The 13,201-nt window shown below is 59.3% G+C and carries 18 protein-coding genes; 7 read left to right on the top strand and 11 right to left on the bottom strand.

Features of this window, described 5'->3' with window-relative positions:
* Positions 1-5 precede the first annotated feature (5 nt).
* The 4 genes from WKH79_RS09510 to WKH79_RS09525 form a co-directional block, all read right to left on the bottom strand.
* Positions 6-227: a hypothetical protein gene (locus WKH79_RS09510; RefSeq protein ID WP_341858721.1), complete on the bottom strand. Its 222-nt coding sequence runs from the start codon at positions 225-227 to the stop codon at positions 6-8.
* A 335-nt stretch (positions 228-562) separates the two neighbouring features.
* Positions 563-967 (bottom strand): hypothetical protein, encoded by a 405-nt coding sequence (locus WKH79_RS09515; protein WP_341858722.1) that lies wholly within the window; start codon positions 965-967, stop codon positions 563-565.
* A gap of 11 nt (positions 968-978) precedes the next feature.
* A complete protein-coding gene (locus WKH79_RS09520; protein ID WP_341858723.1) occupies positions 979-1,635 on the bottom strand; it encodes a DUF2231 domain-containing protein in 657 nt (218 codons plus the stop codon).
* A gap of 216 nt (positions 1,636-1,851) precedes the next feature.
* The gene (locus WKH79_RS09525; RefSeq protein WP_341858724.1) at positions 1,852-2,265 is read right to left on the bottom strand and encodes a hypothetical protein; all 414 of its coding nucleotides are present in this window, start codon (positions 2,263-2,265) and stop codon (positions 1,852-1,854) included.
* Positions 2,266-2,472: 207 nt separating this feature from the next.
* Between WKH79_RS09525 and WKH79_RS09530 the strand changes: the two genes are divergently transcribed.
* Both WKH79_RS09530 and WKH79_RS09535 read left to right on the top strand, forming a co-directional pair.
* Complete coding sequence (locus WKH79_RS09530) at positions 2,473-2,760, top strand: hypothetical protein (protein WP_063505470.1); 288 nt, start codon at positions 2,473-2,475, stop codon at positions 2,758-2,760.
* A gap of 123 nt (positions 2,761-2,883) precedes the next feature.
* Positions 2,884-3,285: a hypothetical protein gene (locus WKH79_RS09535; RefSeq protein WP_233996516.1), complete on the top strand. Its 402-nt coding sequence runs from the start codon at positions 2,884-2,886 to the stop codon at positions 3,283-3,285.
* Positions 3,286-3,298: 13 nt separating this feature from the next.
* Here the strand turns inward: WKH79_RS09535 and WKH79_RS09540 are convergent, their stop codons facing one another.
* The 7 genes from WKH79_RS09540 to WKH79_RS09570 are packed head-to-tail and all read right to left on the bottom strand — an operon-like array spanning position 3,299 to position 9,090.
* Complete coding sequence (locus WKH79_RS09540) at positions 3,299-4,033, bottom strand: PepSY domain-containing protein (protein WP_341858725.1); 735 nt, start codon at positions 4,031-4,033, stop codon at positions 3,299-3,301.
* Positions 4,034-4,056: 23 nt separating this feature from the next.
* Positions 4,057-4,620, bottom strand: a complete 564-nt coding sequence (locus WKH79_RS09545; protein ID WP_341858726.1) for a nuclear transport factor 2 family protein — start codon at positions 4,618-4,620, stop codon at positions 4,057-4,059.
* A 16-nt stretch (positions 4,621-4,636) separates the two neighbouring features.
* Complete coding sequence (locus WKH79_RS09550; RefSeq protein ID WP_341858727.1) at positions 4,637-5,914, bottom strand: copper resistance protein B; 1,278 nt, start codon at positions 5,912-5,914, stop codon at positions 4,637-4,639.
* Positions 5,911-7,728, bottom strand: coding sequence for a copper resistance system multicopper oxidase (locus WKH79_RS09555; RefSeq protein ID WP_063505472.1), 1,818 nt, complete (start codon positions 7,726-7,728; stop codon positions 5,911-5,913). The genes WKH79_RS09550 and WKH79_RS09555 overlap by 4 nt, the downstream gene beginning before the upstream one ends.
* Before the next feature lie 45 nt (positions 7,729-7,773).
* Complete coding sequence (locus WKH79_RS09560; protein ID WP_341858728.1) at positions 7,774-8,349, bottom strand: RNA polymerase sigma factor; 576 nt, start codon at positions 8,347-8,349, stop codon at positions 7,774-7,776.
* A 6-nt stretch (positions 8,350-8,355) separates the two neighbouring features.
* A complete protein-coding gene (locus tag WKH79_RS09565) occupies positions 8,356-8,790 on the bottom strand; it encodes a periplasmic heavy metal sensor (protein WP_341858729.1) in 435 nt (144 codons plus the stop codon).
* Between the two features lie 3 nt (positions 8,791-8,793).
* A complete protein-coding gene (locus tag WKH79_RS09570) occupies positions 8,794-9,090 on the bottom strand; it encodes a hypothetical protein (protein WP_290845728.1) in 297 nt (98 codons plus the stop codon).
* A 122-nt stretch (positions 9,091-9,212) separates the two neighbouring features.
* On the opposite strand from WKH79_RS09570, the gene WKH79_RS09575 reads away from it, so the two are divergent.
* The 5 genes from WKH79_RS09575 to WKH79_RS09595 all read left to right on the top strand — a co-directional run bounded on the left by WKH79_RS09575 (position 9,213) and on the right by WKH79_RS09595 (position 13,121).
* Positions 9,213-9,926, top strand: a complete 714-nt coding sequence (locus tag WKH79_RS09575) for a methyltransferase (protein ID WP_341858730.1) — start codon at positions 9,213-9,215, stop codon at positions 9,924-9,926.
* The gene (locus tag WKH79_RS09580; protein ID WP_341858731.1) at positions 9,923-10,390 is read left to right on the top strand and encodes a DUF411 domain-containing protein; all 468 of its coding nucleotides are present in this window, start codon (positions 9,923-9,925) and stop codon (positions 10,388-10,390) included. The genes WKH79_RS09575 and WKH79_RS09580 overlap by 4 nt, the downstream gene beginning before the upstream one ends.
* A gap of 44 nt (positions 10,391-10,434) precedes the next feature.
* Positions 10,435-10,695, top strand: a complete 261-nt coding sequence (locus tag WKH79_RS09585) for a DUF5676 family membrane protein (protein WP_341858732.1) — start codon at positions 10,435-10,437, stop codon at positions 10,693-10,695.
* Positions 10,696-10,896: 201 nt separating this feature from the next.
* Positions 10,897-11,643, top strand: coding sequence for an ATP-binding protein (locus tag WKH79_RS09590; RefSeq protein WP_050600414.1), 747 nt, complete (start codon positions 10,897-10,899; stop codon positions 11,641-11,643).
* A 125-nt stretch (positions 11,644-11,768) separates the two neighbouring features.
* On the top strand, positions 11,769-13,121 hold the full coding sequence (locus tag WKH79_RS09595) for an APC family permease (protein WP_341858733.1): 1,353 nt from the start codon (positions 11,769-11,771) through the stop codon (positions 13,119-13,121).
* The last annotated feature ends 80 nt before the right edge of the window (positions 13,122-13,201 follow it).

Below are 13,201 nucleotides of genomic sequence, written 5' to 3' on the forward strand. Positions count from 1 at the left end.
ACATATCAGTTGCAAGGAATTAGCGTAAAAGGAGATCGCCGGGATTCATCGTGACAGGCTAGCTTTTTCATTTCTGCGCTATCAGGCGTTACGTTGCTTGCATCAGAGCGTTCGGAACTATCGCGTTTGTCACATGCAGCTTCCACAGCTTCTTGCGGTCCACAAGGCAGCGCGCCGCCTTCTTCTTCCCATCGCAAAAGGTCTTTATCCTTCTTCTCGATCATCATGTGGAATTCTCCAAATTGAAGCGGCGACGCAGCAGTCAATCATCGTATCGGGCAGAGGCCCAGCGCCTACAGAACCAGTATTATCACAGCTCCGATAGCACTGTTCCGGTCGCCCGTTCGGGAGGGGGATGACACTTGCACGACACGGTATTCGTTTCAGATCGCGGCTCTCCTGAAAATTGCCTTGTGCAGAAGAAACCCCGCGCATGAGCGTGTCATACGCGGGGTTTCAAAGCGGCCCCATTGCACCTGCGACCCGCAGGGCTTCGGGGGGAAGTCGGGACCGCCTGTTCGATGGGCCAGGCAAGAGAGACTCGAGGTCTTGCCCGCTTTCGTCACATGACTTTCATATCGTGATCCGGCATCGACTGCATATCGTGACCCGCATGCGGGTCGGCGGGCTCGGCTGTTGGCGTAACTGCGCTCGCATCTGCCGGCTGAATCGGCGGCACGGGTGCCGCGCGTGAGTTGCCGGAGCGCGGCCTGTTTGAGACCTCGTCCATGCTCTCAGGGGAAGTTCCTGCAGTCACCGGCTGCGCCTCGCCGTTAGCATCCGAGGAATTTTCCGTGCCATCAACACCGGGGGAAGCTGTGGCAGTCGATGGCGCAGTTCCGATAGTAATTGGCGTCTGCGCGTCAGGTGCCGAAACCTGCGCTTCGTCACACCCGGCGAGGAAAAACAGGGCAGCCACGGCTGGAGCGAGACCGGTGGCTGTCATCTTCGACTTGCTTTTACGCATCATACTATCCTCTATAGCCAAGATATGCCGAGATGGTTCTGGCCATGCGCCAGTTCGCCTCCGAGGAACCCCTGGGCGAGAATGAGCACAGCCATCGAAGCAAGCGCAATGCGCAGCATCGTCCGGCTCTCCGGGCGGCGGTGCGCGAGCGCGGCGAGCACAAGACCCAGAACGGCAATGAGCATGCCGTTCCAGCGATGGAGCTGCATTGCCGTATCACCGCCAAACCACAGTCCGGTGTGTATCCACCCGAATATGGCCGCAATGACGGCGCCGCCCGCACCACCGTAAATGAGCACGCGTACCGCAGGCTCCAAGCCGGCCCCTCTTCGCTTACCGACGAAGAGCTCGGCCAGCGCGGCCATCAGAAACAGGGCAATCGGGAAATGTACCGTGGCGGGATGCAATCTCTTGAGCACACCAACGAAGCCCTCCTCGTTCACATTGGCGGTCTCTCCCGATGCTTCGTCGTGCCCGCCGGAAGCATGAGTGTCGCCCGATGCTCCATTCGATAATTCCTGAGCTTCACCGGAATTGTGCGCTGGACTGGCTGTCGCAGGCGCAGCTGCGCTCTCGGCCCCGCCATGCGCTTCGTCACCATGCGCGTGCACCGGGCTGACCCAAAGAAGACTTGCGCAAACAAGCGCTAACAGTTGGAATGGCTTCATAATGACGGGTACCCTTTCATGGCGACTTACCGCTGCCTATGCAGATTGCTACGCATCTGGAGCTCTCACCCCTCAGAACAATTTATTGAGGGTACGCTAGCGCGGGATGCATTCGAATTTCGCGTGCTCGGGCGATTGAACGTCTGGCCAAATTTCGATCCATGGCAACGAGCGAAGCCCGGGGGGCGTTAGCACACCCACCCGGGCCGCCGGTTCCTAGTCGTGCTGCGCCATGTCCTGCTGGGCAGCCATCTGCCCCATCATATCGTGCATCATCGTCATGCGCTGGTGACAAGCCGCCATCATATCGGCGTTGTCCCCCTGCATCATGCCCGCCATGTGCTCCTGCATCTTTTCGCGGTGCTCGGCCATCAGCCTTTGGCGTTCGGCGGGATCGCTCGCGGCGCGGGCCTGCTGCATCAGCGCGCGCATTTCAGCCATCTTCTCACGATGGGCTGTCATGGCCTCGGAATCCTGCATCATGTGGCCACTGTGATCCTGCTGCTGTGCTGCAGCTTGATTTGCATGGTCATGCTGCTGCTGTGCCATTACCGGGGAGGCTGTCAGGCCAGTGGCGAGCAAGAGGGCCAGGGTTGTGCGTTTCATCGTCGAATTCCCTTCTTTGGTCATGTGGTGGATGCCTTGTGCATTCATCACCTTTACGCAGCGAACGTCGCTCCCCCTCAAACAATCACGCAAAAGATGGTGGTTGCGAAGGGCAGGACAACAGCCGAGCCGGTTGCAGCATTACTGATTTTCAGCCACGTTTCCGGCATAAGCCGGGAGAAAAAAGAGAGGTAACGTCATGACATCGGAAAAGACGCCGGGAATGCCGCAATGAGCGCGGTCAACGAAGACGGCAGCTGGGAAGTCCCGGAACCGGATCACGCCGAACTGGTGCAGATGCGCATTCGGCTCATCACGCTCGAAAACATCGTTCTTGGCCTGCTGTCCGGAGCGAGCAGTGAGCAGATTGAACAGATCAGAAAGCGCGCGGACATGATTGAGCCCCGTCCCGATGCGAGCAGGCACCCCCTCACCGAACTGGCAGCGAACGACATGCGCAAATTTCTTGACCGCGCTGCTCGGCTTGCCGACAACGCGGATGATGGAGAGGCTGAGTAATCTGGCAATGCAGACGCGATTGAGGACCGAAAATGCAGGCCAGGCGCGGCTTTGTGATGCACATATCTGCGGTGTCCTGGCAAGGTGACCAGAACCCACTGGCTAGTCTATATTTGCGGCAGCTTGATCGCGTTCGTCTGGGAAATCTACCAGATGCCGTTTTTCGTTCCGGGCAATCTCGAACCCTATGAACAGACCATTCGCTGCGGCATTGCGAGCTTGGGCGATGGACTTATCCTGCTCGCAGCCTACTCGCTCGCAGCCATCAAGGGCGGGCGCGCCTGGTTTCGCCGAGGCGCCAGGATATCTTATGCAATTTACTTCGGTTTCGGCCTTGTCATTGCAATCGCTGTCGAAATCATGGCGACGTCGCTACCGTCAGACAGCCTGCTGAGCTGGCGCTATAGCGATCTGATGCCCCATGATCCATTGACCGGCATGGCGCTGATCCCGATCGCGATGTGGACGATCGTGCCTCTGCTAACCATCCTTCTGGTTCGGTTTGCTCAAACCGAGCGCAACTGAACTGAAAGCAGTCTCAACGAGCGACTTGGCCATGTCTCGCCCGGCGCTTCATCCTCGGGAACCTGTTCGCCAGCAAAACGAAGCCCGAGATCGCGATAATTGTCCCGCCGATGCCGAACAGCAAAAGCCACCAGCTGTTGATCCGGTCGCGCTGCGTCCAGTCCATGATGTGCAGCCCCCAGATGAAATCGAAGAACCGCCACGTGTCGCTTCGCGCGGAGAGGACCGCACCGCTCGATGCATCGACATAGACGCGCGTGTTAGCCACGTCATTATAGGTGATTTGCCATGCAGGAAACGGGCCCCTGAATTCGGTGCCAACGCTTTCGTCGACCAGGCGCGCCGCATGGATGGATGTTTGCGGACCGACCCAGGCGCGGCGCGCAATTGAACGTGCCGTGGCTGCTGGAATGGGAGATAGTATGCGCCCGCTTTGTGGCTCATGCAGGCTCACCGCGCCATCGGCTCGCCGCACCTCAGTAACAGTCTTGCCATCAAGAACCCGGGTCGTGATTGCGGTAATGTCATCGCTGTCGGACAGCCATCGCGGGATGGCGGCATCGTCGGGAAGCGTTTGCGCTGCACGCGAGATGACATGCTCGGATCGTACTTCCTCCAGATCGAGAAAGGACATCAGAGCTCCGGTGGCCATCCACAGAAGCACCTGGAGGCCGACGAAGATCGCCAGCCATTTGTGCAGCTTGCTGCCCAGGACATGCAGGCGCAGCTTGAACGAGCGCTTCGCCACCCGGTTGGCCCCTCGCACTCCGATCAGCGGTTGCGCGGCGCGCGCGACGACGAATGGTATTGCACGATCTTCCAGCCATCGGCGTCATGGGCAAGTACGGATGTTGCCACGCCCTCGCGCTCGATAACCCGACCATCCGTCAGTTCGATCCGGTAGGTGTACGTTTCGCGCCCGTAAGCGAGATGCCCCATGCGGGTGACCGCAACGGTCGGATCACCGAAGGTGAAACTTGTAATTGCATCCAGTTCGGGCCCGAGATGATGCTCCATATAATGCGTGAAGCTGCCTTCGTCCTTGCCGTTCTCGTAAACGAAAGATTCGTCTACAAAAAGGGCATCCATTGCGTCAGCGTCGCGGGCCATCAATGCCTCACGGTAGGCGACCAGAACCGCTTCTGCACCGGCGACATCGTCGTTCATGGCCGCCATGTGATCGGCATGGTTCATGCCTTGCGCCGAATGGTCCATCTCCATCGCGTCAGTTTGTTCCTGATGCGCCGAATGATCCATGGTCTGCGCCATTGCCGGTACTGCGGAAACTGCGAGGGCCGAAGCCATCAAACCTTGAATAATCATCGACTTTTTCATTAGTTATTCCCCTTTTTTAGAACCAGAACCGGACACCGACGACATAGTTCGTCACGCTCGGGTCTTCGCCGGCCGCACGGGCATAGGCGGCACTATCGCCAATCCGCCATTCCTGAGAGACGCCGATATACGGCGCGAACTCGCGCGCGAATTCATAGCGCAGCCGCAAGCCCGCCTCGATCGTATCGAGGCCTGCGCCTACTCCCAGCTCCGGAATATCCTGAGCGGACAGAGCGATTTCGGCGCGAGGCTGAAGGATCAGTCGCTGCGTGATCCGCTGATCGACTTCGGCTTCGATCCTTGCGGTAACATCGCCCTTGTTCGACACAAACGCTGCGGCATCGACTTCGAACTGGTATGGGATGAGGCCCTGAATGCCGATGACTGCATGCGTGCGTTCCGGTCCGGTCAGATCCTGCCGGATACCGCCCTGCAGATCGAAAAAGGGGGCGATGGCCCGGCTCCACAGCGCCTGCATCTCGGCTCCCTCGACGGCTTCGCCGAAACTGCCTTCGCCCTCGGATTTGAACCAGAACTTATTGATATCGCCGCCGTAATAACCCTGAACGTCCCAAAGATAGCCGTCCGCGCCTTCGCGCGCCCGGTATTCCACGCGGTCGCCCTGTATCCATAGCCGCATGCCGCCATCGGTTTCGCGGACCAGCTCCTGCCGGGCTTCGTTCATGGCTTCCTCGCCCCAAATTGCAATACCGGCGCGCGCGGGGCCGCTGCCAGCTTCGGGCGGAGGCGGGAGGAGCGGGATCATATCGTCGGCAGACCCTTGCATTGCGGAATGATCCATTCCCTGCATGGCTGGTGACGGCGCGGAAACCTGGCCCATCTGACTGTGGTCCATCTGGCTGTGGTCCATCTGGCTGTGGTCCATCTCGCTCTGGCTCGCCTGGCCTTGAGGCATATCGCCATGATTCATCTGGCTGTGATCCATTTCCATGGATTCCTGACCGGACTGCGCCATGGGCATCTCCATGCCCGAACTTTCTTCACCTTCGGCCATCGCCCCTTGGCTCATCTGCGAATGATCCATGGTTCCGTGATCCATCGCCGGTTGGTCGCTGGCGGTCGGCTCGCAGGCGCCGTCCGCAACGGCATGGCCCATGTCCCGATGGCGCTGCGCTTCCTGCGCACACCTGTCCGCAGCATCCTGGCCCGTGACCGGCTGAGCCCCGGGCTGGGGTTGACTGGTGTCATGCCCGGCATGCTGTGCCGAAGCCGGTGCCGACAGCATCGTTCCGGCAGCGAGCGAGGCAAGCAGGCTTGCTAGAAAAGTCTTCATGCTTCGCTCCCGTCCGGATTGGCGACCGTGACGATCTGAAACATCCCGGCGTGCATGTGGTAAAGAAGATGACAGTGAAAGGCCCAGTCACCCGGCTCGTCGGCAGTCAGGTCGAATTGGGCGCTGCCGCCTGGCTGCAGGATTACCGTGTGCTTCAAGGGCTGGCGATCCGCAGGGGCACCATTGACCAGTTCGAAGAAATGACCGTGGAGATGGATCGGATGCGCCATCATCGTGTCGTTGATGAGCTTGACCCGTACCCGCTCGTCATAGGCAAAGCGGATCGGTTCGTCGGAGACGGCGGAAAACTTCTTGCCGTCGAACGACCACATGTAGCGCTCCATATTGCCGGTCAGATGGATTTCCATCCGCCGGGACGGAGTTCTGCCTTCCTCGTGCGGCCTCAGCGCGCGAAGCTTGCGATAATCGAGCGTGCGATGGGGCACATCGGCAAGGCCAATGCCCGGATCGCCCATGCGATCGACCGGGTTCATCGATACCATGTCGAGGCCCGGGCCGACCTTCACGTCAGGCGGAAGGCGCGACGTATCGCGCATCTGCATGCCAGACATGCCTGCCATCCCCGCCATTGCGTCGCCGTTCGGCGCTCCGCTCGAACCATGATCCATGCCCGCCATGGCACCATCGGTTCCGTGATCCATCCCTGACATGTCACCACCAGTCCCTGCACCGTGGTCCATACCGCTCATGCCCATGTCGGCCATGGTGAGCAGCGGCGGATCGCGCAGCGGAGGTATAGCTGCGCGCGCGCCGGGCCTGCTCGCCAGCGTCGCGATGCCCATGCCAGAGCGGTCCATCGACTCCGCCACCAGCGTGTAGGCCGGTTCCTCGCGCGGGGTGACGACAACGTCGTAGGTTTCGGCGACACCGATCTGCAGCTCATCGACCTCGACCGGTTCGACATTCTGTCCATCAGCCTGAACCACTGTCATGGGTAGGCCGGGGATGCGTATATTGAAGAAAGTCATCGCGCCGGCATTGACAAAGCGAAGGCGCACCCGCTCACCCGGCCGGAACAGATACTCCAGATTGTCCAGCGGGCCATGGCCATTCAGAAGATAGGTATAGGCCGCGCTCGATACGTCGAGGATGTCAGTCGGCATCATGCGCATCTTCGCCCACATCCGGCGGTCTTCACCCGACAGCGGATAATCATCAGTCCAGGTGTTCTGGTTGTAGTTGAAGTAGCCTTCGCCCTTCTTGAGCTTGTCGAAGATCGCGTGCGGCGACATGTCGCTGAATTCGCTCAGCACCACGATATATTCGCGGTCGGCCTGCACCGGATCGGGACCTGCGGGATCGACCACGATCGCGCCATAGTGGCCCGCCTGTTCCTGAAGGCCGCTGTGCGAATGCCACCAGTAAGTTCCCGATTGCCGCACGGGAAATTCGGCGGTGAAGGTCTCACCCGGCTTGACGCCGGGGAAGCTCACTCCCGGAACGCCATCGAGCTCAAATGGTACGAGAAGCCCGTGCCAGTGAATGGACGTATCTTCCTCAAGCTGGTTATGCACGTTTAGCCGGACCGTCGTTCCTTCCTGCAGGCGCAGGAGAGGTCCTGGAATACTGCCATTGACAGCGATCGCGCCGCCGCGCCTGTTGCCGCTTGCGAAGGCGGACCGGGCTACGGTGAGGTCGATATTCGGCCCCGCCACCTCGTCCAGTCCCTTACGGGCATTTCCCGCCAGGAGGTCACCGCCGCGCGCCCAGGCCGGCATTGCTCCGGCAAGGCCAAGCAGGCCCATCCCGCCTGCTCCCGTACCAAGGAATTTGCGTCGATTTACGGAAATCATTGAATGCGGCTCCTGATGTGACATACACCCACCCTTACGCGCCTGTCAGCTGTACCCCTCAAAGTTTTTGACCCGTTCTCTCAGCCGGTTGCGCGCACGATATATGCGCGTCTCGATCGCCTTCTCGGTCGTGCCGAGCAACGCGGCGGCTTCGGCCTGGCTTCGGCCTTCGACACTTACGAGCACAAGCGCTTCGCGCAGGCGTATGGGCAACCGCCCGATCTCCGCCTCGACGAGCCTGAGTTGCTCACGGCTCGCTGCAAGGTTTTCGGGATCGGGCGTGTCGTCGGCCACCGCCTGTACCTCGTCGGAACTCGGAAAACCGAAGAAACCGACGACCTTCCTTCGGCGAAGTTGGTCGCGACACCGGTTCAGGACAATTGTTGTAAGATAAGGGCCGATAGGCTTGGATGCATCGAGACGATGCCGGGTGAGCCAGACCGATGCGAGGCTGTCCTGGACCACGTCCTGAGCGGAGGAGGAAGACCCCAGCATGCGCGTCGCCAGCGCAATCAGCCGCGCGATGTGGGCTTCGACAAGAGACGAAAACGCCTGCCTGCTGCCGGCCACGACCTGCGCGACAAGTATTTGTTCTGAATTGCCCCCCTTTTTTACCGGCATGCGGGGTCAGCTGCGCGGGCTGTCGGTGAGAGCTTTGGACACTTGCTGGTCAAATTGTCTTTGCTGATCGGGGTCGAGAATTTCACGCATGTCGAAGACATGGCGGACCGTTGCTTTTTGGAGATCGCCCATGCGGGCATGAACCTCGTCGATGGCAGCCCCCACCCCGGGTCCGTATTCGTGTTCGGCTTCCATCGCCTGCGCGAGTTGGGCGTTGGCAGCGCGCGCAGAGGCCTCGAGCCTGGCCCGTTCCACAGCGAAGCGCGCTTCGAGTGTTTCAAGGCGTTGCTTCTGCTCGTTTGTTAGTGTGAGTTCATCATGCACGAACGCATGCAGGCCCGTATCAGCATCGTGATTGGCCCAGCGATCTGCGGCGAGCGCACCGAGACAACCGGCGAGCGCCGCGAGCAGCACCGCGAGGGCAATATGCAATTTCTTCAATGTCTAGCGCTCCACATGCAGCAGCGCGGAGGGCGAGAGCCGCTCTCCGACAATGATGCTATCTGCTATGCCAGGTTGGGAACCAGCAAATTGTGCAGGCCACCCGCTGGTGCCTGCGCCGGCTCCCAGGCCGACGACGAACAGGCCCGCGAACAAGGCCATCCTGCGGCGTCTTTCAACGATTTCGCCAAGCTGGCCTGCCCGTTGCCACACGCCGGTCATGAAATCGTCCGGAACTTTGAAGGAGTCCTGTGTGCCCAGCGTCCCAAGCATCGCATCGAGTGTCTGATTGTTTCGCATCCATTGCTCCTGTCGGTTGCCCGCTTCCTATACGCAATAGAATACCCGAACCCTTAAGTTTCTTTTTTGAGGGCTGCGGCCCGGCTGTGCGTATCAGAACGTGCAACGAACAATAGCGAAGGTTGTCTGAACAGATCGGAAATTATGTGGTGAAAAATGCACGCCTCACAAAAGTGGAACGGGAGTTCACTCCTCTGCTTGGCCACAGCTGGCTCACACCGCTCTATGATCGTGCGATTGGCGTTTTCACGCGCGAGGCGAAATGGCGCCGGGAGATCGTCAAACAGGCTCGAGTAAAACCTGGCGATAAGGTCATGGATGTAGGTTGCGGCACGGGGACGTTGTTGCGAGCATTCATGACCAGCTGCCCCCAAGCAGATTTATTAGGCGTAGAACCCGATCCGGCAGCGCTTGCGATCGCACGGCGCAAGCTTGGTCCTGCTGCGGGCCTCGTTCGATGGCACAACGGATTTCTCGACAGTCTCGACCTTTCGGGTGATCGGCGACCCGATATGATCGTCAGCTCGCTTGTTTTGCACCAGGTTCCCGTGTCGCAGAAGCGCGCAATCCTCGAGCAAATGGAGGCCTTGCTAGCTCCTGGCGGCATGGTGCTGATCGCTGATTACATGCGCCAGGACCATCCGCTCATGCGCGCAATGTTCCGCGCGACCGTTCAGCTCCTCGACGGTTTACCAGACACCCAGCCGAGCGCTGACGGAGCAGTCGAGAAATTGCTCGGCGAAATTTTTGCAAGCGCAGAGCTGCTCGCTCAAATCCATACCGCAACCGGAACCATTTCGCTCTGGCGCGGCTCCAAGAAAGGCAATGTAACATGATCAAAGACAACCCATCGAAGCCGCTGCGGCGTTCGCTGACGGCATCGGTTCTTCTCACGCTTGCGGCCTGCTCGAATGCCGCACAGGCCGCCACCTACACGATGTTCCGAGATCCGGGATGTGGTTGCTGCCTGAGCTGGGCAGGACATGTCGAGGGCGGCATGGAAGCAGAAGTGGCTTCGGTCGATACTGACGATATGAGTGCGCTCAAGGCAGCCAAGGACGTACCGGAGGATCTGTGGTCGTGCCACACAATGGAAGTCGAGGGCTACATCATCGAAGGTCATGTGCCCGCCGAAGCGATCGCGCGGCTCCTGCGCGAAAGGCCCGAGGGCGTGACCGGCCTCGCCGTTCCCGGAATGCCGCTAGGCTCCCCCGGCATGGAAATGGGCGATCGAGTGCAGCCCTATGAGGTCATCGCTTTCGGTCCGGACGGCCAGAAAGTCTTCGCATCCTATCCGTAAACGCCGACCAGCCCAGATGACGGTAATTCAACAGGAGAACCATGATGTCAGAGCATTCGCTCAAATCCTCGATCATCGCCTGGGGCTGTACACTCAGCCTGTTTCTGCTCCTCAGCTACTTGATCTGCATAGCTTTCGGCCTGCTCGCGCCCGAACGGTTCCATATGCATGAAGCCTGGGAACCGCTGCTTCCCGGATTCGAATGGCTGACACTCCCTGGATTTCTCGCAGGCGCAATCGGCAGCTTCTTATATGGGTGGTACATCGCGGTGATCGTGGTGCCTTTGTACCGGTACTTCAGATAACGCTTGAGGAAATCAGACTGGCTTGGAACGGCGCTCTATCGATCGGAACAAGCACTTGGTTCCACGCGGGTGTCGGATGCGACAAAAGAAGGCTGGTGACACCAATCAGAATGACGCCTCAACAGGAGACGAACAATTTCGCGATATCGATCCAGCGAAGATAGACGGGGTCTGCTCCTGCACACCGCCATAGGCGCAGTCATGGGTTTCGCGATCCTTCATCCGGTGACGACACTTGTCTACTGGTATGAATTCGGTGCCTCGAATATTGCCGCCCAAAGCAACGCGCTCGCTTTTCTGCTTGACCGTCTGTCTTCGGCATTCGCGTTTGAAATGCTAACGATGAGCGCTGTGTATGTGGCGTTGGGCGCTGCGATTGGGCTGGGGTTTGGTATTTATCACAGCCGCCTTTTGGATGAACGCTCGAAAGTTCGTTTCCTCGAACGCGAGCTTGAAGAAGAGCTACCTTTGCTCATTGCCCGGGGCGAAGGAGAGCATGTCGAGTTCAAGTCGTCTATGCGTTGGGACAGACGCGAAGAGCGCGTAAACCGGCGCCTGCAGCAGGTTGTCGTGAAGACAATAGCGGGTTTTCTCAACCATGAAGGTGGCACGCTCTTGATCGGCGTGGAAGATGACGGGACTGTTGCGGGCATTGAAGCGGATATGCGAACGCTCAAGCACGCGAACCAAGATGGATTCGAACGACTTTTGATGGACACTGCAAGAGACGCCCTGGGCGGGGATGCTTGTGCCCTGGTCCATAGTCGTTTCCATGGGCTTGGCGGGCTGACCGTTTGCAGGGTGATCGTCGAGAAAAGCGTGCATCCGGTCTACTACACCGAAGGGGGTGTCGCTCATCTCATGCTGCGCACCGGAAACAGTACCCGGGAGCTGGATGTTCGCGAAGCTCAGGCGCACCTTCAACGAAGAGAAGCCGGGCCGATGTAACTATAACCCGGTCGCACACAGGCGCCTGGAGTCTCGCAGAATCTTTTTTGAGGGGTGAAGCCCTGCCGAACGTACTGTTCGGCAATGATGTTTCTCGGACGGGAGGACATCCTTAGGGGAATGTATTGCAAGACCATGGTCACGATCGAACGGGCAATACCGCAGGCTCCATAACGCTGCTGGGCGGCATCGCCATGGGAACCGGCGTCATGATCGGTGCGGGCATCTTCGCACTCACCGGGCAGATCGCCGAACTTGCCGGCCCCCTCTTTCCGCTATCCTTTATCGCCGGGGCGCTGGTCACTTCATTGTCGGCCTACAGCTACATCAAGATGTCGAACAAATGGCCCTCATCGGGCGGCATCGCGATGATTTTGCAAAAAGCATACGGGCCCGGCGTCATCGCCGCATCAGCCTCGCTGCTGATGGCCCTGTCGATGGTTATCAACGAAAGTCTCGTGGCAAGGACCTTCGCAACATATGCGCTGCGTCCGTTCGATCTCGAAAGCAGCGGATGGCTTGTCTCTCTGGCAGCGCTTGCCCTCATTATCTTTGCTTATTTCGTCAATGCAGCGGGCAACAAGTCCGTTAGCGGGTTTTCACTTATCATGTCGGCGATCAAGATCGGCGGCATTGCGCTATTTGCAGTAGCGGCGATCTGGGTGAGCGGTTTTTCATCAGGAGCATTCTCGCAGCCTGTATCGCTGACCAACGCGGAAGCCCTGGTCGCCTCGGTTGCCTTTTCGATTCTCGCTTTCAAGGGCTTTACCACGATCACCAATAGTGGCGGCGAGATCGTCGATCCGCACAAGAACGTCGGCCGCACAATCATGATCTCGATTGGCATCTGCATCGTGGTCTATCTGCTCGTCGCTGTTGCGGTGGGCTCAAGCCTCAGCATCTCCGAGATTATCGAAGCACGCGATTATTCACTGGCGGCGGCGGCGCGCCCGGCACTTGGCGATCTCGGTTTCTATTTCACCGTCGCGATCGCGATCGCTGCCACCACGTCGGGCGTCATCGCGAGTGTTTTTGCGGTGTCGCGGATGCTGACGATGCTGACCGATATGAAGATGATCCCGCATAGCCATTTCGGCATGAGCGGCGGGATCCGCAGCCACATGCTGGTCTATACGGTTGTCGTTGCCGGAACGCTGGCCGTATTGTTCGATCTTTCCCGTATCGCATCGCTGGGCGCCTTCTTCTATCTCGTCATGGACATGCTGGTTCACTGGGGCGTCCTGCGCCACCTGCGCGGAAAAGTCGGCGCACGCGCCTCGGTGCTTCTCGCTGCACTCGCAGCCGATGGCGTGGTCCTGGCAGCTTTCACTGTCGCGAAATTGCGCAGCGATCCTGCCGTCGTGGCCTACGCCGTGATCGGGATCGCCGCCGTTTTTCTTGGCCAATGGTTCTACCTCTCGCGCAATCCCGGCGCACCAGCATCGCCCGAGAACGATGGAACGGGAGAGGCGAGTTGACCATGCACTTCCTTTCCAGGTGGGAAGCTCTCGAGGCGGGCTCCACTGCACAACCGTGCCCGGCTTGCGCATTGCCCAGT

It is taken from the genome of Qipengyuania sp. GPGPB31 (assembly GCF_038396345.1).
Lineage (GTDB): Bacteria > Pseudomonadota > Alphaproteobacteria > Sphingomonadales > Sphingomonadaceae > Qipengyuania > Qipengyuania citrea.

Excerpts from the sequence above, each read along its gene's own strand:
- WKH79_RS09510 (WP_341858721.1), bottom strand. The coding sequence starts at position 227 with ATGATGATCGAGAAGAAGGATAAAGACCTTTTGCGATGGGAAGAAGAA.
- WKH79_RS09515 (WP_341858722.1), bottom strand. The coding sequence starts at position 967 with ATGCGTAAAAGCAAGTCGAAGATGACAGCCACCGGTCTCGCTCCAGCC.
- WKH79_RS09520 (WP_341858723.1), bottom strand. The coding sequence starts at position 1,635 with ATGAAGCCATTCCAACTGTTAGCGCTTGTTTGCGCAAGTCTTCTTTGG.
- WKH79_RS09525 (WP_341858724.1), bottom strand. The coding sequence starts at position 2,265 with ATGACCAAAGAAGGGAATTCGACGATGAAACGCACAACCCTGGCCCTC.
- WKH79_RS09530 (WP_063505470.1), top strand. The coding sequence starts at position 2,473 with ATGAGCGCGGTCAACGAAGACGGCAGCTGGGAAGTCCCGGAACCGGAT.
- WKH79_RS09545 (WP_341858726.1), bottom strand. The coding sequence starts at position 4,620 with ATGAAAAAGTCGATGATTATTCAAGGTTTGATGGCTTCGGCCCTCGCA.
- WKH79_RS09550 (WP_341858727.1), bottom strand. The coding sequence starts at position 5,914 with ATGAAGACTTTTCTAGCAAGCCTGCTTGCCTCGCTCGCTGCCGGAACG.
- WKH79_RS09555 (WP_063505472.1), bottom strand. The coding sequence starts at position 7,728 with ATGATTTCCGTAAATCGACGCAAATTCCTTGGTACGGGAGCAGGCGGG.
- WKH79_RS09560 (WP_341858728.1), bottom strand. The coding sequence starts at position 8,349 with ATGCCGGTAAAAAAGGGGGGCAATTCAGAACAAATACTTGTCGCGCAG.
- WKH79_RS09570 (WP_290845728.1), bottom strand. The coding sequence starts at position 9,090 with ATGCGAAACAATCAGACACTCGATGCGATGCTTGGGACGCTGGGCACA.
- WKH79_RS09580 (WP_341858731.1), top strand. The coding sequence starts at position 9,923 with ATGATCAAAGACAACCCATCGAAGCCGCTGCGGCGTTCGCTGACGGCA.
- WKH79_RS09585 (WP_341858732.1), top strand. The coding sequence starts at position 10,435 with ATGTCAGAGCATTCGCTCAAATCCTCGATCATCGCCTGGGGCTGTACA.
- WKH79_RS09590 (WP_050600414.1), top strand. The coding sequence starts at position 10,897 with ATGGGTTTCGCGATCCTTCATCCGGTGACGACACTTGTCTACTGGTAT.